This window comes from Rhodanobacter sp. UC4443_H10 (assembly GCF_052978325.1).
Map to the genome: position 1 here is coordinate 1,230,756 of NZ_CM129668.1, position 19,921 is coordinate 1,250,676.

A 19,921-nucleotide genomic window follows, 5' to 3' on the forward strand; every position below is an offset into this window, starting at 1 on the left:
TTGAGTGTGCCCCAACAGCTGCGCGGGCCCAGGGGGCAGCAGCGGGGGTCGGCAAACGCCGAAGCCGCCGATGTTACTTGCTCGCGGGCTTGAACGCCATCCGCCCGCAGAGGCTCCCGCCGCGGCCGCGAAGGCAGCTCCACCCAAGGCGCGCAACCCCGTCGGAGCTCATACGATGCCCAGTTCCAGCGCCTTCAGCACGGCCCGGGTGCGATCGCGCACGCCGAGCTTGGAAAGGATGTTGGAGACGTGGTTCTTGACCGTGCCCTCGGCCACCTTCAGCGAGTTGGCGATCTCCTTGTTGCTGTAGCCGCCGGACAGCAGGCGCAGGATCTCCGTCTCGCGCTCGGTCAGCGGGTCGGGCTGTTCGAGGCTGGTGAACTGGTTCTGCATCCGCGCCACGCCGGCCATCAGGCGCTGGGTGACCATCGGCGCCACCAGCGAGCCGCCGGCGGCGACGGTGCGCACGGCCTCGACCAGCTGCTCCAGCGAGACGTCCTTCAGCAGGTAGCCGCGCGCGCCGGCCTTGAGGCCCTGCAGCACCAGCTGGTCGTCGTCGAAGGTGGTCAGGATGATGGTCGGCGGCAATTCGTTGCGCGCCGACAGCGCCTGCAGGACTTCCAGCCCGCTCATGTTCGGCATGCGCAGGTCCAGCAGCATCACGTCGGGCTTGATCCGCGGCACCTCCAGCACGGCCTGCGCGCCGTCGGCGCACTCGGCCACCACGCGGATGTCCTCGGCCAGGTCCAGCAGCGAACGGACGCCCTGCCGCACCAGGTTCTGATCGTCGACGAGACAGACGGAAATCATCGGGGATCCTCGGTCATGGGTGACTGGCGGCTGGCTGGGTGGTGCCCCTGGGGAAGCGCCGTATTGTTGCACGGCTTCCGCCGCGGGCGACCGCGCCTGCACGAGGGCTGCCGCCAAACCACTTACGAAACATCCAGCGCCGGCGGCTCGAACCGCGAGGGCGTGTGCGCCAGCGCCGCCTGCTCGCCCAGTGGCAGCCGCACGGTCAGCGCAAAGCCTCGACTCAGGCCGGCATCCAGCGACACGCTGCCGCCGAACTCGGCCAGGCGCTCGCGCATGCCGGACAGGCCGTTGCCTTCGGCCACCTGGTCGGCGCCGCGACCGTCGTCGCGCGCGTGCAGCCCCAGCTGGCCGGCCTCGGCGTAGGCAAAATTGAGCCACAGGTTGCGCGCGCCCGCGTGTCGCGCGGTATTGGTGACGATTTCCTGCGCGCAGCGCAGCAGCACCTGGGCGCGCTGCGGGTCCTCCACGCTGAAGCGCGGCGGCATCGCCACGTGCACGTTCAGGCCGGGCACGCCCTCGGTGAGGCCGCGCAGCGCCTGGGTCAGGTCGATCGAGTCGTCCTGGCGCAACTCGCTGACCACCTCGCGCACGTCGGCCAGCAGCAGCTTGGCCGTGCTCTGCGCCTTGCGCACGTGCGCCGCGGCCGCCTCGTTGGTGAGGTGGCAGGCCACTTCCAGGTTCAGGCTGAGCGCGGTGAGATGGTGGCCGATCAGGTCGTGCAGGTCGCGTGCGATGCGCATGCGCTCGGCGATCCGGCTCGATTCGGCCAGCAACGCCCGCGTGGTGCGCAGCTCGGAGTTCAGGCGGCGCTGCACGTCGCTCTGCTCGGCCTGCTGGCTGGTCGCCAGCGAGGCGATGTAGGTCAGCGCCGAGATGCCCAGGTAGATGCTGGTCTGCAGGAAGGCCAGTCCGACGCTGTGGTCGTACTCGGGGAAGTTGACGAACACCGCGACCAGGCTGAGGTTCTGCAGCACGATGCACAGCACGCCCAGCCACACCGGCAGCAGCCACGGCAACGCCACCGCGCTGATCGCCATCAGCATCGCCGACAGGCCGCTGTGGCTGTACCAGCCCACCGCCATCGCGAAGAAGCTCATCGCCACCAGCCCGATCAGGCGCAGCCCCTGGTAACGGCGCTGGCCGAGGTTGCTGGTGACCACCCAGTACAGGAGGCCGAACAGCAGGTAGCACAGCGTCCACATCAGCAACGCGAGGTTGGGCCGATGCAGCAGGCTCACCCGTTCGGCCGCCCAGCTGGTGATCAGCGGGGTACCCACGCACAGGTAGGTGAACAGGCCGGCGTAGCGCAGCAGCCGCACGTGGTTGAAGTTGGACAATTGCATGCCCGGCATCATAGGGGAGCACGCCACGCGCGCAATGCGCGGGAAGTCACGCCCGGCCAGGCCTTGCCGGCACCGTTTTACGCCGGTTTTACATGTTCCCGGCTTGATGCCAGCGCGACAGCCGCATGGCATAATGCGCCGTCCGGGAGCCGCACCGTCGACTCCTGTCCCGATTCCACCATTGCGGAGCAACGAATGGCCCTTGCCATCCGCGACGTGCGCGAGCACGACCTGGATGCCGTGCTGGCGCTCAACAACGCCGCCGGTCGCTCCATCCTCACCCTCGATGCCGGCCAGTTGCGCTACTTCTTCGAGCACGCGAACTACTTCCGTGTCGCCGAGATCGACGGCCACATGGCCGGTTTCCTGATCGCCCTGCGCGAAGGGCTCGACTACGACAGCCCGAACTACCGCTGGTTCGCGGCGCATTACCCGCAGTTCGTCTACATCGACCGCATCGTGATCGCCAACGCCTATCGGCGCCACGGGCTGGGCCGCATTTTCTACAGCGATGTGCACAGCTACGCCGAAGTGCGCGTGCCGCTGCTGACCTGCGAGGTGTTCCTGGAGCCGCGCGACGACGTGGTGGTGCTGTTCCACGGCACCTACGGCTTCCAGGAGGTCGACCAGCAGAAGATGGGGCCCGACGGCCCGCAGGTCAGCCTGCTGGCGAAGGACCTGCCCAGCTACGCCTACGTCCGCGACACCTGGCTGGAGCACGGCGGGCTGCCCGACACGGCGTGGCTGGCCGAGCGCGAGCTGCCGCACGACGACAGCGGCCAGCGGCGTATCGCCCGCGAGCGGCACGCATGAACGCCCGCGCCGAAACCAACGACGCCTGCGACCTGCGCTTCGGCCAGGTCGGCATCGCCTGCGTGCGCGTGCGCCGGGTCGACGCCGCCGCGCTGTGCGACGAACTCGAACGCCGCGTGCGCGCCGCGCCGCAGATGTTCGCCCGCGCCGCGGTAGTGCTGGACCTGAGCCACCTGTCGAGCCTGCCCGACGACGGCGCGGTCGACGCCCTGCTGGAGGCCGTGCGCAGCGCCGGCATGCTGCCGGTGGGCCTGGCCTACGGCACCAGCGAGACCGAGGCGCTGGCCAAGCGCATGGGCCTGCCGCTGATCGCCAAGTTCCGCGCGGCGTACGAACCGGCCGCGGCCGCGCCGGCGGCAGCCCAGCCGGCGCGCACCGAACCCGCGCCGCCGCCCGAACCGATCCTGTCCACCCCCGCCGCCGGCAACCGGCAAAGCACCGAGCACCACATCGGCACGGTGCGCTCCGGCCAGCAGGTCTACGCGCGTGACTGCGACCTGATCGTCACCGGCACCGTCGCCAACGGCGCGGAGGTGATCGCCGACGGCAACATCCACATTTACGGTGGCCTGCGCGGCCGTGCCATGGCCGGCGCGCAAGGCGACGAGAAGGCGCGCATCTTCGTCTCCGGCTTCCGCGCCGAGCTGGTCGCGATCGCCGGGCAATACCGCGTGTTCGAGCAGATTCCGGCCGAACTCGAAGGTCAATCCGTGCAATGCTGGCTGGAAGGCGAAAAGCTGCTGATCGCCAGGCTGTGATCGTTCACCACGCATCCTGTACAACAAGAACAACCACGCGGAGATGGGCCCTTGACTGCTGAGATTATCGTTGTCACCTCCGGCAAAGGCGGCGTCGGCAAGACGACGACCAGCGCCTCGCTCGCCACCGGCCTGGCCATGGCCGGCAAGAAAACCGCGGTGATCGACTTCGACGTCGGCCTGCGCAACCTCGACCTGATCATGGGCTGCGAACGCCGCGTGGTGTACGACTTCGTCAACGTCGTGCACGGCGAGGCCACGCTCAAGCAGTCGCTGATCAAGGACAAGCGCTACGACAACCTGTACGTGCTGGCTGCCAGCCAGACCCGCGACAAGGACGCGCTGACCATGGAAGGCGTCGAGAAGGTGCTCGACGGCCTGTCCGCGGAGGGTTTCGAGTACGTGGTGTGCGACTCCCCCGCCGGCATCGAGAAGGGCGCCCACCTGGCGATGTACTTCGCCGACCACGCCGTGGTGGTGGTCAACCCGGAAGTGTCCTCGGTGCGCGATTCGGATCGCATCCTCGGCCTGCTCGCCAGCAAGACCCGGCGCGCCGAGAAGGGCGAGACCCCGGTCACCCAGCACCTGCTGCTGACCCGCTACAACCCGGCGCGCGTGGCGATCGGCGAGATGCTCAGCGTGAAGGATGTGGAGGAAATCCTCGGCATCGAGGTGGTCGGCGTGATCCCCGAATCGGAGAACGTGCTGACCGCCTCCAACAACGGCATCCCGGTAATCGTCGACGCCAACTCGCAGGCCGGCCAGGCCTACGGCGACACGGTGGCCCGCATTCTCGGCGAAGAGCGCCCGTTGCGCTTCATCGACGTGCCCAGGAAGGGCTTTCTCCAGCGCGTGTTCGGAGGTTGATCACGATGGGTATTCTCGATTTCCTGAAGCGCAAGCCCGAAGCCACCGCCACGGTGGCGCGCGAACGCCTGCGCATCATCGTGGCGCAGGAGCGCTCCACCCGCGGCGCACCGGACTACCTGCCGATGATGCGCAACGAACTGCTCGAAGTGATCAAGAAATACGTCCACGTCGACCTCGATGCGATCAACATCAACTTCGAGCGCGACAGCGGCCACGAGATCCTCGAACTCTCGGTCACCCTGCCGGAAGGCAAGCAGGCGGCCAAGGGCGAGAACAAGGACGAAGCCAGGACCGGCTGAGCCGCGGCCAGCCGGTTTTCATCATTCGACAGCCCGCCGGCACCCTGTCCGGCTCCACTCCGCCGCCACCGCACGCGCCCGGCGCACGACCATGCATCCCGACATCACGCGACCTTCCGGCGATCCGGCCCGCACCGTGCTGCGCATGGCCGACATCGGATTCGACGCGCCCGCGGCGCTGCTCGGCCGCTTCGGCCTGCACCTGCAGCGGGTGGCGGCGGGTGAACCGATTCCCGGCAGCTTCTGGGGCGAGGAGGAGGCCGGCATCATCGGCACCACCGTCTACGCCCGCGACGACACGCCGGCGCACTCGCTGCTGCACGAGGCCGGCCACCTGATCGTGCTGCCGGCGGATAGACGTCCGGACGTCCATACCGACGCCACCGATTCGATCGAGGAAGAAGACGCCACCTGCTACCTGCAGATCGTGCTGGCCGACGAGCTGCCCGGCGTGGGCCGCGAACGCCTGATGCGCGACATGGACGCCTGGGGCTATTCGTTCCGGCTCGGCTCGACCCGCGCGTGGTTCGAACACGACGCCGAAAATGCCCGCGAATTTCTCAAGGCGCGCGGCCTGCCGCACGCCTGACGCAAATCCCCGACTCCGAACCCCGAATCCCGGCTACCTGGCGTGCCAGTTGCCGTCGCGGCCCTTCTCGTACTTCTGCTTGACCGCCGACCAGGCGACCTTGTGCGCCACTTCCTCGCGTGACTCGTCGCCGCGCCGCTCGTCCTTGTCGGCGTATTCGTCCCAGGCGCTGTTGAATGCTTCCTTGTAGATCTCCTGCGCGTGCCTGGGCAGGTGGTCGCGTACGGAATCGGGCAGGTTGCTGATGGAGGAATAAGGCATGGCCGCAGGCTCCGCAATGGATGGTGAGGCTGGGTACCGTGTACCGCGCGCGATCAACCTGCCGTCAATTCCATGTGGTCTGCGCGGAAAGCACCGCCGCTCAGCGACGCGAGACGTGCGGGTCGTTCGGCACGTACCAGCGCCACGGCTCGTCGACCGCGCGGGTGATGCCGACGCGCGGCGTGACCACCGGCGCGGCGGGCGGCGGCACGCCATCGTCGACGATGCTGAAGCCGCCGGCGCCGTCGACCAGGTCGATGCCGTCCTGCGCGCGGTCGATGCCCATCGCCTGGCACAGCCGCGCCGGTCCGCGGCACAGGTCGCGATCGCTGCGGCAGGCCGGGCGTGCGGCGCGCATCGCGGCCAGCCCGTCCAGCGGCGCCAGCGCGCGCAACAACACCGCCACGCCCTCGCCCTCCTCGCCGCAGACCGGGTTGCAGCACCAATGCATGCCGTAGGTGAAGTACACATAGAGCAGCCCCGGCATACCGAACATCGTCGCATTGCGCGCCGTGCGGCCGCGCCAGGAGTGCGCGGCCGGATCGGTCGGCCCGCAGTAGGCTTCGGTTTCCACGATGCGGCCGCTGCGGCCGTCGGCGTGCCGCAGCACCTTGTTCAGCAGTTCCGGCGCCACCGTGCGCGGGTCGCGCCGGTAGAATGCGCGCTCCAGCACCATGGCGCGATCAACCCGCCGGCTGCGGCTGGTAGTTGCCGACATCCGCGCGGAATCCGATGGCCAGCCGGTTCCAGCCGTTGATCGCGATGATCGCCAGGGTGAGATCGACCATGGCCTTGTCGTCGAACTGGGTGCGTACCTCGTCATACAGGGCGTCAGGCAGATCGTTCGTCGATACCAGGGTGACCGCCTCGGCCCAGGCCAGCGCGGCACGCTCGCGCGCCGAGTAGAACGGCGCCTCGCGCCACGCCGCCAGCACGTGCAGCCGCTGCTCGGTCTCGCCGGCGGCGCGCGCGTCCTTGCTGTGCATGTCCAGGCAGTACGCGCAGCCGTTGATCTGCGACACGCGCATCTTCACCAGCTCGATCAGCGAATGCTCCAGGCCGCTGCCGCGAACCTGGGCTTCCATCGCCAGCATGGCCTTGAAGGCGGCCGGCGAGGCGGTCCTGTAGTCGATGCGTCCACTCATTCCTGTCACCTCTCGTCAGTTCGAACCGGTTCGAACAGTTGCTGCGCGTCGGCGTAGCCGAAGTCGGCAACCAGTCCCTCGAAATTTCCGCTCTCGCGCATGCGCGCCAGCGCGTGATCGACGGCCGCCAGCGCCAGCGTGGTCAGCCGCGTGGCGGTGCTGACCCGGGCCACGCCGAGCTGGAAAAGCTCGGCCAGGCCGGGCATGCCGGCGCCTGCCGCGACGTTGACCGGCGCGTCGAGCGCGCGCACCAGCGCGGCCAGCGTGGCCGGATCGGCCAGTCCGATCGGATAGATACAGTCGGCGCCCGCGGCGAGGTAGGCGCGGCCACGCTCGATGGCGTCGGCCAGGCGTGCGGCCGGCTCGGCGCCGTCATGCTGCATCCAGTGATCGACCCGCGCATTGATCACGATCGGCACCCCGGCCGCGTCGGCGGCCGTTCGTGCCGCGCGCACCCGCGCCGCCGCCGCGGACGCCTCGCGCAGCGGGCCGTGGCCCGGCATGCCGTCCTCGATGTTGATGCCGACGGCGCCCGCGGCAATCACCGACTGCACCGTCGCGGCCACCTCCGCCGGCGTCTCGCCGTAGCCGGTCTCGATGTCCACCGTCACCGGCACCTCCGCCGCGCGCACGATGCGGGCGACCGCCGCCAGCACCTCGTCCAGCGGCGCCTGCTCGCCATCGGCGTAGCCCAGCGACCACGCCACGCCGGCGCTGGTGGTGGCCACCGCGGCGAAGCCCCGCCGCGCGAACAGCCGCGCGCTGAGCGCATCCCAGGCGTTGGGCAGCAGCAGTACGCGGCTGCGGTCGTGCAGGCGCCGGAACGCCTGCGCCATGTCTGTCCGGGCCCGTGACTGCATCGTCGCGCGTCGCCTCGTCTGGCGGAGTTGACCTTGCAGCATACGCCGCCGGCCACACTGGCGCATGGCGCCTGCTACAGTCGGCGCCGATCGACCCGAAGCTGTCGCGGGCTGCGCCCGTCGCGACGGAGGAATCCATGACCACGCGCCGACTGGTGCTGTTGTTCGACGGCACCTGGAACAAGCCGGAATCGAATACCAACGTGGAGCGCCTGCGTCGGCTGATCGCGCCGCGCGACGCACTGGGCAACGTGCAACAGGTCAACTACATCCCCGGCGTGGGGGTGAAGCGCGGGATCACCCACCTGCTCGGCGGCGCGTTCGGCTATGGCCTCTCGGGCAACGTGCTGGATGGCTACCGCTGGCTGTGCGACACGTGGCAGGCGGGCGACGAGATCTACCTGTTCGGTTTCAGCCGCGGCGCCTATACCGCGCGCAGCCTGGGCGGCCTGATCCGAAAATGCGGCCTGCTCAAGCGCGACGGCCGCGGCAAGCTGTCCCGCGCCGACGCAAGTCACGCCTACGATTTCTACCGCGACGTGGAGACCAGGCCCGACGACCCGGCCGCGCGGGCATTTCGCCAGCAGCACTCGATCGAGGTGGACATCCATTTCATCGGCGTGTGGGACACGGTCGGTTCGCTCGGCATCCCCGACACTGCCTCGTGGTTTCCGTTTGCGCGCTCGCGCTACCGCTTCCACGACACCGAGCTGAGCAAGATCGTCAAGCACGCCTACCAGGCGCTGGCGCTGGACGAACATCGCGGCGATTTCCAGCCCGCGGTGTGGACGCGCAATCCGTACACCGTCAAGCCCGGCGAATCGCTGACCTCGAAGAAGCGCGAACAGATCGACGTCGAGCAACGCTGGTTCATCGGCTCGCACTCCGACGTGGGCGGCGGCAATCGCCGCGACGGCGCCGGCCGCAAGCCCGACCCGCTGCCCGACCTGGCCCTGGCCTGGCTGCAGACCCGCGCGATCAAGGCCGGCCTCACCTGCAGCGAACTGCTGGTGCCGCCGCGTGATGCATGCACGGGCGTGCCGCGCGACTCCTACAAGGAGTTCATGGACGGCCTCTACAAGGAGTTCAAGCCGCCGTTCGACCGCACCGTGGGCAGCGGCGTCAACGAGAAGGTGGACGAATCGGTGTGGCGTCGCTGGCTGGCCGACCCGGGCTACCGTTCGCCCAGCCTGGTTCGCGCCCTGGCCACCGCGACCGTGTTGATGTCGGTGGAAAGCGTGACCGACCCGGTCGCGCCGGTCGGCAGGCGCGGCGGTTGATCCACGCTTGACGGGCGGCCGGCGGTTTCCACTACGATGGCCCGATGGGAGATGGCATGCCTCCCGTTGCGGGCGCGCGACGCGTCCGCAACCAACCACCCCGGGTGCTTCCGCCACGAGGTTGATGATGCCTGCAACGCCGGTTCCCGGCGGCGCAGGCCTGCCTGTCGCTGCGGTCGCCGGAACCTTTCCTGCAACGGAGTAGCGCACGTGGGTCTGACTGGATTTGTCGCGATCGGGCTGGGCGGTGCCCTCGGTTGCTGGTGCCGCTGGGGCCTGGGCCTGCTGTTCAACCCGCTGTTCCCCACCCTGCCGCTGGGCACCCTGGCCGCCAACCTCACCGGCGGCCTGCTGATGGGCGTGGCAATCGGCCTGTTCCGCCATTTCCAGGCCGCCTCGCCGGAGCTGCAATTGTTCGTGATGACCGGCTTCCTCGGCGGCCTGACCACGTTCTCCACCTTCTCCGGCGAAGCGGTCACCCTGCTGCTGCGCCAGCAGTACCTGTGGTTCGGCGGCCACGTGCTCAGCCACCTGGCCGGCTCGCTCGGCATGACCGTGCTCGGCCTCGCCCTGACCCGCAACCTGCTGCGCCACTGAACGAGAGACCCCATGAATCACGAAGCCCTGCAACACGGCGCGCACCTCACCTTCTATTGCCATGCGCGTGCGCGTCACGAAGGCATCCTGCTTTCCGAGTGGCTGCTGGCGCAGGCCAAGGCGCTGCATATCGGCGGCGGCTCGGTGTTCCGCGCGATCGCCGGCTACGGCCGCCACGGCGTGCTGCACGAGGAGCAGTTCTTCGAACTGGCCGACGACCTGCCGGTCAAGATCGAGTTCGTGCTGCTCGACGAGCAGGCCGAGGCGCTGCTGCAACGGCTGCGTGAGGCCCGCGTCGACGCCACGTATGCACGCTGGCCGGCAAGCTTCGCGGTACTCGGCGATTCGCCGCAGCCGCACGGGCATCATCAAGGCACGAGGTAGCGCATGAGCCAGGACGACCTCAAGAACCGCGCCGGGGAACTGCTGGCGCAAGCCGGCATCCACATCAACGGCCACGACGCGACCGACCTGCAGGTACACGACGAACGCCTCTACGCCCGCGTGTTTGCCCACGGTTCGCTGGGCCTGGGCGAGGCCTACATGGACGGCTGGTGGGACGCCGCCGACCTGCCCGGCCTGTGCACCCGCCTGCTCAGTGCGGGCATCGACCAGGGCCTGAAGACCCTCGACACCGTGCTCGCCCACCTCAAGGCGCGCTTCATCAACCTGCAGCGCGGCGAGCGCGCGTTCGAGATCGGCAAGGCCCACTACGACCTCGGCAACGACCTGTTCCAGGCCATGCTTGGCAAGCGCCTGGTGTACTCGTGCGGCTACTGGGCCAAGGCCGACAACCTCGACGACGCGCAGGAGGCCAAGCTCGACCTGGTCTGCCGCAAGCTGCAGTTGAAGACCGGCCAGCGCGTACTCGACATCGGCTGCGGCTGGGGCGAGGCGTTGAAGTATGCCGCCGAGCACTACGGCGTCGAAGGCGTCGGCATCACCGTCTCGCAACAGCAGGCCGACTACGCGCGCGAACTCTGCGCCGGCCTGCCGATCGAGATCCGCCTGCAGGATTACCGCGAGGTCGACGAGCCGTTCGACGCGGTGTATTCGATCGGCATGTTCGAGCACGTCGGCGGCAAGAACTACCGCAGCTATTTCGAAACCGTGCGCCGCTGCCTGAAGGAGGGTGGCCTGTCGCTGCTCCACTGCATCGGCAGCAACGGCGCGCCGGCGCAGACCGATCCGTGGATCGAGAAATACATCTTCCCCAACTCGATGATCCCCGCCGCCAGCCAGGTCGCGGCCGCGCTGGAAGACCTGTTCGTGGTCGAGGACTGGCACAACTTCGGCGCCGACTACGACCGCACCCTCACCGCCTGGCGCGCCAACGTCGAATCCGCCTGGCCCACCCTGCCGGAAACCTACGACGAACGCTTCCGGCGCATGTGGCGCTACTACCTCGCCGTCTCCGCCGCGGTCTTCCGCAGCCGCCGCGACCAGCTGTGGCAGATCACCCTGAGCCCGCACGGCGTGCCCGGCGGCTACCGCGTGCCGCGCTGACGCGCGCGCGGGCTCAAGTCATTGCCGCCGCGCCGTGCCGAATATCCAGGGGATGCCTGAGGGCTTTCATGTGCACCAGGGAACGGATGGAAGGGTCATGCGGAAAACCGGGGGCACCCGTCTCCAGGCCGGCATGCTGTCGCTTCTGGGGCTTGTGTTCGCGCTCCTGCTGCTACTCGATGTCGCCTATTTCATCCATGGGTCGCTGGAGCTGTTCCCCACGCAGGAACAGCAGGGGAAGATCAAGGGCATCGCGGCGCTGGCAGGGTTCGGTTTCGCGCTCGTCGAACTGGTGATCCTGACCCTGCTCAGGCGGCTTTGCGCGCGCACCCATCGAACCCGAAACTCCGCGAAAGCATCCACGCCCGACGGCATGACGGGATTGAAGACAGCTTCGCTCCGTCCGGATTCGTTGCCACCTCCAGCGCGGGGCCCCACTGAATCGCATTGACGGCCCACGCAATGGCGGCTGCCAAAACAAGAGCATATTAGGGACGCGAACAAGGGGCGGAAGAAATGAATTGGCTGTAATCCAAACGAGCCCCGACCTAGCCGGCGGCTACCACCCATCCCACCCACTCCACGCAAATCGCAGGCGGCACCATGACCACCTCAGCTCTGGTACTCACGCTGTTCCTCGCCTGGACATTACTGCTGCTGGTCGTGATGGAGGTGCTGCGCAGCTACCTCGTCGTCACCGGCCGCGTCCGCTCGAACGGGTTCGCGCCCGACAACGCGGGCCTCTCGCCGTTCATGCAGCGGCTCGCCCGGGCACATGCGAACTGCATCGAAAGCCTGCCCGTCTTCGGCGGGCTGTTGCTGGTCGCGCTGGTCACGGATCGGACCGAGGTCACGGATGCGCTGGCCCCCTGGCTGCTGGGCGCGAGGGTCATCCAATCCGGCATCCACCTGGCTTCGACCAGCGTCATCGCCGTCAACGCCCGCTTCACCGCCTTTGCCGCGCAAATGGGCATTGGTGTTTACTGGACGTGTGGGCTGCTCGGCCTGTAGGTCAAACGAGGTCGGCTTCATTCAAATTCAAACGCCACGCACTCTCCCAGGGGAGCCGAAATGAATAGCCGGAACAAGTATTGGTTTCCCGCCAAACGGTACGGCTGGGGTTGGGGCCTGCCGGCTCGGTGGCAGGGCTGGGTTTGCCTCGCCGTCTATGCGGGCTGTGTTGCGCTCGTCTTTCGTTTGCTGCCGCCAGCGGCCGATCCGGTCATGTTCGCGCTCAGCCTGGCATTGCTTACCCTCGGCCTGATCGCCGTGTGCTGGCTGAAGGGCGAACCGCCGCGCTGGCGTTCGGGCGACTGATCGGCATGGACGATCGCAGACAATCCGGGATACCGGATTGAACCGCCACGCGCTTGCCGCAACACTCGCAGGCATGAAGCACCTGCTCGCCCACATCTCCCTCTGCCTGCTCCTGCTGCTGCCCGCGGCAGTCATCGCCCACCCCGCGCTGTGGGTAGTGAAGGATGCCGATACCACGATCTACCTGTTCGGCACGGTGCACCTGATGCCGAGCGACGCCAGTTGGCACGACCCGACGCTGGACCGGGCGATGGCAGACAGCCGCACGTTGTACATCGAACTGACCGACGACGACCCGGCGAACATGACGGCGCTGGTGCTGCGCTACGGGATGGATGCGACGCACCCGTTGTCCAGCCAGCTCAGCCAGTCGGAGGCGCATCGACTGGACCTGCTGGCGAACAAGCTCGGCGTGCCCGGCGGCATGCAGACGCTGAACGTGATGCGCCCGTGGCTGGCCGCGCTGACGCTGGCGGTGACGCCGCTGCTGAAGGCCGGGCTCGACCCGAAGCATGGCGTGGACAAGCAGCTGAAGGCGCAGATGAGCGCCGCCGGCAAGCCGGTGCTGGGCCTGGAAACCGCGGAACAGCAGATCCGCTTTCTCGCCGACATGCCGCGCATGATCGAGCTGGCCCTGCTGCGCTCGACCATGCGCGACGCGGACAAGGGCACGTTTCGGCTCACCGAACTGATCGACGCCTGGAAGGCCGGCGACGTGGACGCCATCGCGCGCATCGGCAACGACGACATGCGCCTGCACGAGCCGAAGCTCTACCAACGGCTGCTGGTGCAGCGCAACCAAGTGTGGGCGACCAAGATCGCCGCCATGCTGCAGCAGCCCGGTACAGTCTTCATCGCCGTCGGCGCGGCACACTTGGCCGGGCCGGACAGCGTGCAGGTGCAGTTGCGAAAGCTCGGCATCTCCGCTCAACGAAATTGAGGCCATCGCCGTGATGAAGTCCGCAGGGATCGTTGCATTCGCACTGGTGTGTCCGCTTGCCTTGTGGGCACAAACGCCGGTGCAGCCATCGCACGGCCGAAATTTCAGCCACCTGCAGGTCATCGACATCGCCAACGGACCCAACGCGATCGACATCGATGGCGATGGCCGGAAAGATCTGGTCTTCAATGCCCACCGAAGCAACTTCAACGCACATGATTTCGAGCACATCACGTTCTACATGCAAGATCATGTTGAGGCCGGCGAAACGGATGGGACGGTGCAGGAGAAGTCGATGTGGAATGTCGTGCCGTTCTTCAACGAGAAGATTCCCGAATACGTGGCCTTCGACACCATCGAGGGGGCGGATTGCTGGCTGCGCGACATGGTCTTGCTACGCAACTCGGAGGGTTCCGTCACCGTTATCACGGCTGATCGCGCCCTGGGGACGTCCTATGCCGACAAAGCGCGCATGACATTCTCGATCTATCGTGTTGCGCACAATGCGGATGGTGCACCAGGATCACCGCCTGTTTATTTCCAACGTATCGACCAGTTCCAAAGCAGGAACCTCTATTGCGATGCGAATTACGCCATCGCCGCAGAGCTCGGCGTGAAGTTCAGGCACCCGCTCGAAGACAACGGCATCGATCACTGAAAGGTACCCGCAGGCACCGGCTTTCTGGCACCATCGTCCGGCTATCCGCGCAGCCTGCGCGCTACCTGATTGATCCAACTCCATGAACCTGCAAGCCAATTACGAACAGATCCCGCTGAAGGAATACGCCGAGCGGGCCTATCTCGACTACTCGATGTACGTGGTGCTGGACCGCGCGCTGCCGTTCGTCGGCGACGGCCTGAAGCCGGTGCAGCGGCGCATCATCTACGCGATGAGCGAGCTGGGCCTGGCCGCCACCGCGAAGCCGAAGAAGTCCGCGCGCACCATCGGCGACGTGATCGGCAAGTTCCATCCGCACGGCGATTCGTCGTGCTACGAGGCGATGGTGCTGATGGCGCAGCCGTTCTCTTACCGCTACCCGCTGGTCGACGGCCAGGGCAACTTCGGCTCGCCGGACGACCCGAAAAGTTTTGCCGCAATGCGCTACACCGAATCCAAGCTCAGCCCGATCGCCGAGGCATTGCTCGGCGAGCTGGCCCAGGGCACGGTGGACTGGGTGCCGAATTTCGACGGCACCATGGACGAGCCGAGCTGGCTGCCGGCGCGCGTGCCGCACGTGCTGCTGAACGGCTCGATGGGCATCGCGGTCGGCATGGCCACCGACATCCCGCCGCACAACCTGCGCGAACTGGCCACCGCGTGCATCCGCCTGCTGGACGATCCGGACGCCAGCGTCGCCGACCTGTGCGAGCACGTGCGCGGGCCGGACTACCCGACCGAGGCGGAGATCATCACCCCGCGCGCCGACCTGCTGGCGATGTACCAGACCGGCGGCGGTTCGGTGCGCGCCCGCGCGGTGTACCAGCGCGAGGAAGGCAACATCGTGATCACCGCGCTGCCGCACCAGGTCAGCCCGTCGAAGATCCTCGAACAGATCGCCGCGCAGATGCGCGCGAAGAAGCTGCCGATGATCGAGGACCTGCGCGACGAGTCCGACCACGAGAATCCGATCCGGCTGGTGATCGTGCCGCGCTCGAACCGCGTCGACGCGGACGAGACCATGCAGCACCTGTTCGCCACGACGGACATGGAGAAGAGCTTCCGCGTCAACCTCAACATGATCGGCCTGGACGGCCGGCCGCAGGTGAAGGACCTCAAGCGCATCCTCACCGAGTGGCTGAGCTTCCGCACCAGCACCGTCACCCGGCGCCTGGAACATCGCCTGGCCAAGGTCGACCGTCGCCTGCACCTGCTCGAAGGCCTGCACACCGCCTACCTCAACCTCGACGAAGTCATCCGCATCGTGCGCAGCGAGGACGAGCCCAGGCCGGTGCTGATGGCACGCTTCCGGCTCAGCGAGGAGCAGACCGACTACATCCTCGAAACCCGCCTGCGCCAGCTGGCACGGCTGGAGGAAATGAAGATCAATGCCGAGCGCGACCAGCTCGAGGAGGAGCGCGCGCGCATCAACGTGCTGCTGAAATCGCCGGCCAAGCTGAAGGGACTGATCAAGGACGAACTGCGCGCCGATGCCGAGAAGTTCGGCGACGCACGCCGCTCGCCGCTGGTCGAGCGCGAGGTGGCGCATGCGCTGGACGAGAGCGCGCTGGTAGCCAGCGAACCGGTCACCGTGGTGCTCTCGCAGAAGGGCTGGGCGCGCGCCGCGAAGGGCCACGACATCGACGCCGAGGCACTGAACTACCGCGACGGCGACGGCCTGCTCGCCGCGGTGAAGGCGCGCACCACGCAGCAGGTCGCGTTCATCGACTCCACCGGCCGCGCCTACTCCACGCCCGCGCACACCCTGCCCTCGGCGCGCGGCAATGGCGAGCCGCTGACCGGCCGCTTCAGCCCGGCCGCGGGCGCGAGCTTCGACGCGGTGGTCGCCGGCGACAACGACACGCGGCTGATCCTCGCCACCGACTTCGGCTACGGCTTCGTCAACCGTTTTGAATCGCTCACCGGCCGCAACAAGGCCGGCAAGCAGATCATCTCGCTCAGCGACGGCGCGAAAGTGCTGGCGCCGCAGGTCAGCGCCGATCCGGCGCGCGACCGCATCGTGGTGGTCACCAGCGAAGGGCACCTCTTGATGTTCTCGGTGGCCGAACTGCCGGAACTGGACAAGGGCAAGGGCAACAAGCTGATCGAGATCCCCAAGAAGCAGCTGGCCGAGGGCGAGCGCGTGGCCGGCGTGGCGGTCGTCGCCGAAGGCAAGGGCGAGGTCACCCTGTACGCCGGCGCGCGCAAGCTCACCCTGAAGTGGGCCGACCTGGTCGAGTACGGCGGCAACCGCGCCACCCGCGGCAACCTGCTCCCCCGCGGCCTGCGTCGCGTCGAACGCATCGAAACCACCGGCTGAACCGAACACCCGTAGGAGCCCGCTCGCGGGCGATGCTCTTGGGCGACCTCGTCAGAAGCATCGCCCGCAAGCGGGCTCCTACGACAGACAGGTCGTGACGCCTCCCGGAACTTGTCGGCGCGCCGCCTTTCCAACAGGGATGTACACGCCGACGCGGCCTCGCGCGTTGGATACGTGATCACCCCGGAGTCCGCATGAACGTCCCCCGCCTTCTCCCCGCCCTGCTGGCCACCTTGCTGGCCGCGCCGGCATGGGCGCAGAGCACAACCCAGCCGCTGAATCTCAAACTCCCGCCCGGCGAACTGCCAGCCGCCAGCAGCACCACGGTCACACCTGCGAACGACGCCACGACACCCGCTCCCGCCACCACGCCCCGCACGCGCACCGCAGACAGCGTCGCCGCCACGCCACCGCGCGACCCGCCAGGCGTCTACTACGGCGACACCAGCGGACGCCTGGGCAACACCGAAGTCGCCCGCGACGCGCGGGCGGACTGCGACGACTCCACCTACAACCAGCCGCAAGTCCACGGCAGCGTCGGCATGGGCGTGGCCGGCGGCAGCCGCTTCAGCGGCAACTACCAGACCGGCACGGTCAACGTCACCAAGGCCTTCGGCAGCTGCGACGAGCCGAGCGGCGGCATCAGCATCTCCGTCGGCGGCGGCACCAGCCACTTCCACGGTCGCGGTCATTGATGCGGCAGGGGTACTCGCGCCCAAAGGGGTCAGGTTCATTTCCTACGCCAGATTGAGCCGTACGGAAGTGCGCCACGCGCGCGCTCCCGGCAGCACTCGTTTCAACAGCCATGCAACCTGATCCGCTCCAACGCAGGAAGCACGGCATGGCGCGCTAGCCCCGTATCGATCTTCCCGCCATCCCGCAACACGTGGTTCAACGAGGCAATGACCGCCAAGCCTGCTTCGCGGGAGAAGCCGACTACTTGCGCTATCTGCAGGGGTTGCGTGGAGCATCATCCAGACACGACTGTGCGATCCCCGCCTACGTGTTGATGACAAACCACGTCCACCTGCTGGTGACACCGGCCACCACCGGAGCCATCTCCCGCATGATGCAAGCGGTAGGCCGCCGCTACGTCGGCAGTTTCAATGCACGCTACCGGCGCACGGCACCTTGTGGGAAAGACGCTTCAAGGCAGCACTGGTCGATACCGACCGGTACCTGCTCACCTGCTATCGCTACATCGAGCTCAATCCCGTCAGGGCCCACATGACCGACGATCCCGCGGACTACCCTTCGAGCTACCACCACAACGCGATGGGACAACCAGCGCCGCTCATCACGCCGCACCAACAATACATGCTGCTGGCCACCACACCTGCCACACGACAAGCCGCCCACCGCGCGCTGGTCGATGAACTCGTGGAAGAAAAGCATCTCGACGACCTTCGCCAACACACTCAGCAGCAGCGCGCCTGGGGCAGCGAACGCTCTCGACAGCAAATCGAAGCACTGACCCAACGCTCAGTCAGCGTCAGGCCTCGCGGCAGACCCCCCAAGCCGCGAAAAATCGGGACTAAATGAACCTGCCCCCTTTTTTCGACCCCTTTTTCCGGGGACTGGGCACCGCGGCGGCCTGCCGGGCGCGCGAACGGGCGAAACGGCCAGCCCTTGCCTCGACCCATGCGCGGAATCGATCCAAGCCCGGTATCTTCTGTTGCTGCGGGTAGTCGCGGATATCCGATGCCAATTCAATGGACAGCGCATCCTCGAACAGGGCCCGTTACGTCACGGCGCGAGCGAAGGGCAGGGACCGCCCCAGCCCTCGTCCACCCCCCCCGCGCGCTGCCAAGTGGGGTCTGCCGAACGGGCCAACTCAACCTCACTCCGTTCTTGCCACCGTTTTTGCCCCCACTTTTTCGCTTCCGCTACCATTCGCTGCGAACGTAGAGTTCCCTTTCACAGGAGTGAGCACTTATGGCGTTCGATGAGGGGAAAAGCCGCTCGGGTGAACCCGATCTCGACTTGCTCGGCTTGCGGCTGGGAGCAAATCGGATCGCCCAAGGAACGGTGGCCTACGAGGTTGGCAACGAACTCGTCGTCAGAAAGAAGAAGCGAGAAACCCTTTACAGGAATGGCTTCACATTGCCGGTGACGGCAGAACGACTGATGGCCGAGGCCGAGCGAACAACACGGCACTCGACGAAACTGACGCGCAACATGAAGGCCGCGGGTCAGATTCGGCCGGTCGATGCCGCACCCAGAACGGTGTCCGCGCACCACGTGGTTGCGGCCAAGGATCTACGCGCTGACGAAGCGAGAAAGATGCTGTTCCGATGGTGCATAGGCATCAACGACGTCGACAACGGCGTGTATCTGCCGGCCCACAAGAAGTCCACGGTGGCCAGCATTCCGGGCGCATCGAAGCATGCGGTGATACATACCGACCTTTACCATTTGAATGTCCTGGCGCGGCTCATGCCGGTACCAGCCAACAACCCTCAGAACGGGAGACTGGCGCTTCGTCAGATCAAGCAAGAGCTGGTCGACGGCGTCTTCCCCTACTAACCGGGCCATGCGATGACAATCTGGGAAATTGCGAACGACTCGATCGACAAGGCATCCATGCTCGTGGCGACCGAAAGCGATCGAGCCAACCTGCACTTCTGGGACCAGTTCGGCGGCGACGGATCGCCGATCCACTGGTCGAAGCCACCCAAGCTGCAACCGTTCACCGACAAGAAGCGATCGAAGCCAAAACCACGCGTGGACATAAGCCCGTTCCGGCCCGGCAGCCTTGCGCTCAACGCCAGGGCGCGCGACGCGCTGGGCGAATTCCTCGGCCAGTTCGGCCAACTGCTCGAAATCGACGTGCTTGGCGAGGTCGAGTACTACTACAACATCACCAACGCCATCGACTGCATCGACCACGACAGGTCGAACGTGCTGCCGGGCGGGTTCATCAAAAAACCGGTGTTCAAGGACTCTGCGGTCCCGACCCAGGCGACGATATTCAAGGATGCTACCCACCGCTCGAGCATCTACGTCAACGACGCCGCGAAATCGGAACTTGAAAAGCGCATCGCCGAGTCCGGCATCACGGGCATGAGCTTCAGGAAAGCGTGAACGCAACGGGGTGCCTGGCAAAAAGGGGACGTGGCCAATCAAGCCACCACCCTCAAAGCTTGTACTTGTACTTCCCCTTCACCCCCAACCCCTCCCTCTCCGGCCACACCGGACACAACGCCTCCACCACCTCCATCAACTCCACCCAGTCGGAAAGACCCCCCTTCCCCGGCAGCGAGGCCGACACAACGCAGCCACCGGCCAGCGGCTCGGCCACCCGGTCAGGATGCTTCGTCGGCAGCTTGGGCGAGGAGTTCATCGAGCCATTCCGTGCGGTCGAACAGGGCGAAATATTCGCATACCTCGGTCATTTGAGCTTTCGGCCACGGTCGCGCTGCCCGAGCAGTACCGCTGGTCAAGCGTGGACGCAAACCTGGACTTGTCAGAGGACCGGTTGGTGAACCCTCACCCGGTCTTCCTGGCGCAGGATCGTGATCCTCAGACGCGCGCGGCGTGCTACCGGGCCTG

General features: G+C 67.0%; 26 protein-coding genes. 19 read left to right on the forward strand and 7 right to left on the reverse strand.

Going from position 1 to position 19,921, the window contains the following annotated elements:
* Positions 1–168: 168 nt before the first annotated feature.
* Together ACVCMB_RS05885 and ACVCMB_RS05890 are read right to left on the reverse strand one after the other, a co-directional pair.
* A complete protein-coding gene (locus ACVCMB_RS05885) occupies positions 169–810 on the reverse strand; it encodes a response regulator (RefSeq protein WP_395119463.1) in 642 nt (213 codons plus the stop codon).
* Positions 811–932: 122 nt separating this feature from the next.
* Entirely contained in the window at positions 933–2,156 is a 1,224-nt protein-coding gene (locus ACVCMB_RS05890) for a sensor histidine kinase (RefSeq protein ID WP_395119465.1), read from the reverse strand.
* Between the two features lie 195 nt (positions 2,157–2,351).
* Here ACVCMB_RS05890 and ACVCMB_RS05895 point away from each other — a divergent pair, with 195 nt between their 5' ends.
* From ACVCMB_RS05895 to ACVCMB_RS05915, 5 genes are all read left to right on the forward strand, one after another.
* Entirely contained in the window at positions 2,352–2,969 is a 618-nt protein-coding gene (locus ACVCMB_RS05895; RefSeq protein ID WP_395119467.1) for a GNAT family N-acetyltransferase, read from the forward strand.
* Entirely contained in the window at positions 2,966–3,727 is a 762-nt protein-coding gene (gene minC / locus ACVCMB_RS05900; RefSeq protein ID WP_395119469.1) for a septum site-determining protein MinC, read from the forward strand. Before ACVCMB_RS05895 ends, minC begins: the two co-directional genes overlap by 4 nt.
* A gap of 51 nt (positions 3,728–3,778) precedes the next feature.
* The gene (gene minD / locus ACVCMB_RS05905) at positions 3,779–4,594 is read left to right on the forward strand and encodes a septum site-determining protein MinD (RefSeq protein ID WP_395119471.1); all 816 of its coding nucleotides are present in this window, start codon (positions 3,779–3,781) and stop codon (positions 4,592–4,594) included.
* A gap of 5 nt (positions 4,595–4,599) precedes the next feature.
* Positions 4,600–4,896 (forward strand): cell division topological specificity factor MinE, encoded by a 297-nt coding sequence (minE, locus tag ACVCMB_RS05910; RefSeq protein ID WP_395119473.1) that lies wholly within the window; start codon positions 4,600–4,602, stop codon positions 4,894–4,896.
* A 91-nt stretch (positions 4,897–4,987) separates the two neighbouring features.
* The gene (locus ACVCMB_RS05915) at positions 4,988–5,485 is read left to right on the forward strand and encodes a hypothetical protein (RefSeq protein ID WP_395119475.1); all 498 of its coding nucleotides are present in this window, start codon (positions 4,988–4,990) and stop codon (positions 5,483–5,485) included.
* A gap of 33 nt (positions 5,486–5,518) precedes the next feature.
* On the opposite strand, the gene chaB is transcribed toward ACVCMB_RS05915, so the two are convergent.
* The 4 genes from chaB to ACVCMB_RS05935 all read right to left on the reverse strand — a co-directional run bounded on the left by chaB (position 5,519) and on the right by ACVCMB_RS05935 (position 7,727).
* A complete protein-coding gene (chaB, locus tag ACVCMB_RS05920) occupies positions 5,519–5,746 on the reverse strand; it encodes a putative cation transport regulator ChaB (RefSeq protein ID WP_395119477.1) in 228 nt (75 codons plus the stop codon).
* Positions 5,747–5,846: 100 nt separating this feature from the next.
* Positions 5,847–6,422: a DNA-3-methyladenine glycosylase gene (locus ACVCMB_RS05925; RefSeq protein ID WP_395121413.1), complete on the reverse strand. Its 576-nt coding sequence runs from the start codon at positions 6,420–6,422 to the stop codon at positions 5,847–5,849.
* 7 nt (positions 6,423–6,429) lie between these two features.
* A complete protein-coding gene (locus ACVCMB_RS05930; RefSeq protein WP_395119479.1) occupies positions 6,430–6,891 on the reverse strand; it encodes a carboxymuconolactone decarboxylase family protein in 462 nt (153 codons plus the stop codon).
* 5 nt (positions 6,892–6,896) lie between these two features.
* Positions 6,897–7,727 (reverse strand): isocitrate lyase/PEP mutase family protein, encoded by an 831-nt coding sequence (locus ACVCMB_RS05935; protein ID WP_447106400.1) that lies wholly within the window; start codon positions 7,725–7,727, stop codon positions 6,897–6,899.
* Positions 7,728–7,888: 161 nt separating this feature from the next.
* Between ACVCMB_RS05935 and ACVCMB_RS05940 the strand changes: the two genes are divergently transcribed.
* The 14 genes from ACVCMB_RS05940 (at position 7,889) to ACVCMB_RS06005 (ending at position 19,453) form a co-directional block, all read left to right on the forward strand.
* On the forward strand, positions 7,889–9,031 hold the full coding sequence (locus ACVCMB_RS05940) for a DUF2235 domain-containing protein (protein ID WP_395119483.1): 1,143 nt from the start codon (positions 7,889–7,891) through the stop codon (positions 9,029–9,031).
* Between the two features lie 210 nt (positions 9,032–9,241).
* Complete coding sequence (gene crcB / locus ACVCMB_RS05945) at positions 9,242–9,628, forward strand: fluoride efflux transporter CrcB (protein WP_395119485.1); 387 nt, start codon at positions 9,242–9,244, stop codon at positions 9,626–9,628.
* Positions 9,629–9,640: 12 nt separating this feature from the next.
* The gene (locus ACVCMB_RS05950) at positions 9,641–10,012 is read left to right on the forward strand and encodes a DUF190 domain-containing protein (RefSeq protein WP_395119487.1); all 372 of its coding nucleotides are present in this window, start codon (positions 9,641–9,643) and stop codon (positions 10,010–10,012) included.
* Positions 10,013–10,015: 3 nt separating this feature from the next.
* Positions 10,016–11,134 (forward strand): cyclopropane fatty acyl phospholipid synthase, encoded by a 1,119-nt coding sequence (cfa, locus tag ACVCMB_RS05955; RefSeq protein WP_447098510.1) that lies wholly within the window; start codon positions 10,016–10,018, stop codon positions 11,132–11,134.
* A 133-nt stretch (positions 11,135–11,267) separates the two neighbouring features.
* Positions 11,268–11,585 carry a hypothetical protein gene (locus ACVCMB_RS05960; protein WP_447106401.1) on the forward strand — a complete coding sequence of 106 codons (318 nt, stop codon included), beginning with the start codon at positions 11,268–11,270 and terminating at the stop codon, positions 11,583–11,585.
* 152 nt (positions 11,586–11,737) lie between these two features.
* Entirely contained in the window at positions 11,738–12,145 is a 408-nt protein-coding gene (locus ACVCMB_RS05965) for an MAPEG family protein (RefSeq protein ID WP_447106402.1), read from the forward strand.
* Positions 12,146–12,524: 379 nt separating this feature from the next.
* Complete coding sequence (locus ACVCMB_RS05970; protein WP_447106403.1) at positions 12,525–13,391, forward strand: TraB/GumN family protein; 867 nt, start codon at positions 12,525–12,527, stop codon at positions 13,389–13,391.
* Positions 13,392–13,404: 13 nt separating this feature from the next.
* A complete protein-coding gene (locus tag ACVCMB_RS05975; RefSeq protein WP_447107222.1) occupies positions 13,405–14,049 on the forward strand; it encodes a carbapenem self-resistance protein CarG family protein in 645 nt (214 codons plus the stop codon).
* 82 nt (positions 14,050–14,131) lie between these two features.
* Positions 14,132–16,369, forward strand: coding sequence for a DNA topoisomerase IV subunit A (gene parC, locus ACVCMB_RS05980; protein ID WP_447106404.1), 2,238 nt, complete (start codon positions 14,132–14,134; stop codon positions 16,367–16,369).
* A gap of 194 nt (positions 16,370–16,563) precedes the next feature.
* Positions 16,564–17,064, forward strand: a complete 501-nt coding sequence (locus tag ACVCMB_RS05985; RefSeq protein ID WP_447106405.1) for a hypothetical protein — start codon at positions 16,564–16,566, stop codon at positions 17,062–17,064.
* A 191-nt stretch (positions 17,065–17,255) separates the two neighbouring features.
* Complete coding sequence (locus tag ACVCMB_RS05990; protein ID WP_447106406.1) at positions 17,256–17,600, forward strand: transposase; 345 nt, start codon at positions 17,256–17,258, stop codon at positions 17,598–17,600.
* Positions 17,501–17,911: a transposase gene (locus tag ACVCMB_RS05995; RefSeq protein ID WP_447107224.1), complete on the forward strand. Its 411-nt coding sequence runs from the start codon at positions 17,501–17,503 to the stop codon at positions 17,909–17,911. Before ACVCMB_RS05990 ends, ACVCMB_RS05995 begins: the two co-directional genes overlap by 100 nt.
* A 393-nt stretch (positions 17,912–18,304) precedes the next feature.
* Positions 18,305–18,895: an AHH domain-containing protein gene (locus ACVCMB_RS06000; protein ID WP_447106407.1), complete on the forward strand. Its 591-nt coding sequence runs from the start codon at positions 18,305–18,307 to the stop codon at positions 18,893–18,895.
* A gap of 12 nt (positions 18,896–18,907) precedes the next feature.
* Entirely contained in the window at positions 18,908–19,453 is a 546-nt protein-coding gene (locus tag ACVCMB_RS06005; protein WP_447106408.1) for a hypothetical protein, read from the forward strand.
* 52 nt (positions 19,454–19,505) lie between these two features.
* Here the strand turns inward: ACVCMB_RS06005 and ACVCMB_RS06010 are convergent, their stop codons facing one another.
* Positions 19,506–19,712, reverse strand: coding sequence for a hypothetical protein (locus ACVCMB_RS06010; RefSeq protein WP_447106409.1), 207 nt, complete (start codon positions 19,710–19,712; stop codon positions 19,506–19,508).
* Between the last annotated feature and the right edge of the window lie 209 nt (positions 19,713–19,921).

Excerpts from the sequence above, each read along its gene's own strand:
- ACVCMB_RS05885 (WP_395119463.1), bottom strand. The coding sequence starts at position 810 with ATGATTTCCGTCTGTCTCGTCGACGATCAGAACCTGGTGCGGCAGGGC.
- ACVCMB_RS05890 (WP_395119465.1), bottom strand. The coding sequence starts at position 2,156 with ATGCAATTGTCCAACTTCAACCACGTGCGGCTGCTGCGCTACGCCGGC.
- ACVCMB_RS05895 (WP_395119467.1), top strand. The coding sequence starts at position 2,352 with ATGGCCCTTGCCATCCGCGACGTGCGCGAGCACGACCTGGATGCCGTG.
- minC (WP_395119469.1), top strand. The coding sequence starts at position 2,966 with ATGAACGCCCGCGCCGAAACCAACGACGCCTGCGACCTGCGCTTCGGC.
- minE (WP_395119473.1), top strand. The coding sequence starts at position 4,600 with ATGGGTATTCTCGATTTCCTGAAGCGCAAGCCCGAAGCCACCGCCACG.
- ACVCMB_RS05915 (WP_395119475.1), top strand. The coding sequence starts at position 4,988 with ATGCATCCCGACATCACGCGACCTTCCGGCGATCCGGCCCGCACCGTG.
- chaB (WP_395119477.1), bottom strand. The coding sequence starts at position 5,746 with ATGCCTTATTCCTCCATCAGCAACCTGCCCGATTCCGTACGCGACCAC.
- ACVCMB_RS05925 (WP_395121413.1), bottom strand. The coding sequence starts at position 6,422 with ATGGTGCTGGAGCGCGCATTCTACCGGCGCGACCCGCGCACGGTGGCG.
- ACVCMB_RS05930 (WP_395119479.1), bottom strand. The coding sequence starts at position 6,891 with ATGAGTGGACGCATCGACTACAGGACCGCCTCGCCGGCCGCCTTCAAG.
- ACVCMB_RS05935 (WP_447106400.1), bottom strand. The coding sequence starts at position 7,727 with ATGGCGCAGGCGTTCCGGCGCCTGCACGACCGCAGCCGCGTACTGCTG.
- ACVCMB_RS05940 (WP_395119483.1), top strand. The coding sequence starts at position 7,889 with ATGACCACGCGCCGACTGGTGCTGTTGTTCGACGGCACCTGGAACAAG.
- ACVCMB_RS05950 (WP_395119487.1), top strand. The coding sequence starts at position 9,641 with ATGAATCACGAAGCCCTGCAACACGGCGCGCACCTCACCTTCTATTGC.
- cfa (WP_447098510.1), top strand. The coding sequence starts at position 10,016 with ATGAGCCAGGACGACCTCAAGAACCGCGCCGGGGAACTGCTGGCGCAA.
- ACVCMB_RS05960 (WP_447106401.1), top strand. The coding sequence starts at position 11,268 with ATGCTGTCGCTTCTGGGGCTTGTGTTCGCGCTCCTGCTGCTACTCGAT.
- ACVCMB_RS05965 (WP_447106402.1), top strand. The coding sequence starts at position 11,738 with ATGACCACCTCAGCTCTGGTACTCACGCTGTTCCTCGCCTGGACATTA.
- ACVCMB_RS05970 (WP_447106403.1), top strand. The coding sequence starts at position 12,525 with ATGAAGCACCTGCTCGCCCACATCTCCCTCTGCCTGCTCCTGCTGCTG.
- ACVCMB_RS05975 (WP_447107222.1), top strand. The coding sequence starts at position 13,405 with ATGAAGTCCGCAGGGATCGTTGCATTCGCACTGGTGTGTCCGCTTGCC.
- parC (WP_447106404.1), top strand. The coding sequence starts at position 14,132 with ATGAACCTGCAAGCCAATTACGAACAGATCCCGCTGAAGGAATACGCC.
- ACVCMB_RS05985 (WP_447106405.1), top strand. The coding sequence starts at position 16,564 with ATGAACGTCCCCCGCCTTCTCCCCGCCCTGCTGGCCACCTTGCTGGCC.
- ACVCMB_RS06000 (WP_447106407.1), top strand. The coding sequence starts at position 18,305 with ATGGCGTTCGATGAGGGGAAAAGCCGCTCGGGTGAACCCGATCTCGAC.
- ACVCMB_RS06005 (WP_447106408.1), top strand. The coding sequence starts at position 18,908 with ATGACAATCTGGGAAATTGCGAACGACTCGATCGACAAGGCATCCATG.
- ACVCMB_RS06010 (WP_447106409.1), bottom strand. The coding sequence starts at position 19,712 with ATGAACTCCTCGCCCAAGCTGCCGACGAAGCATCCTGACCGGGTGGCC.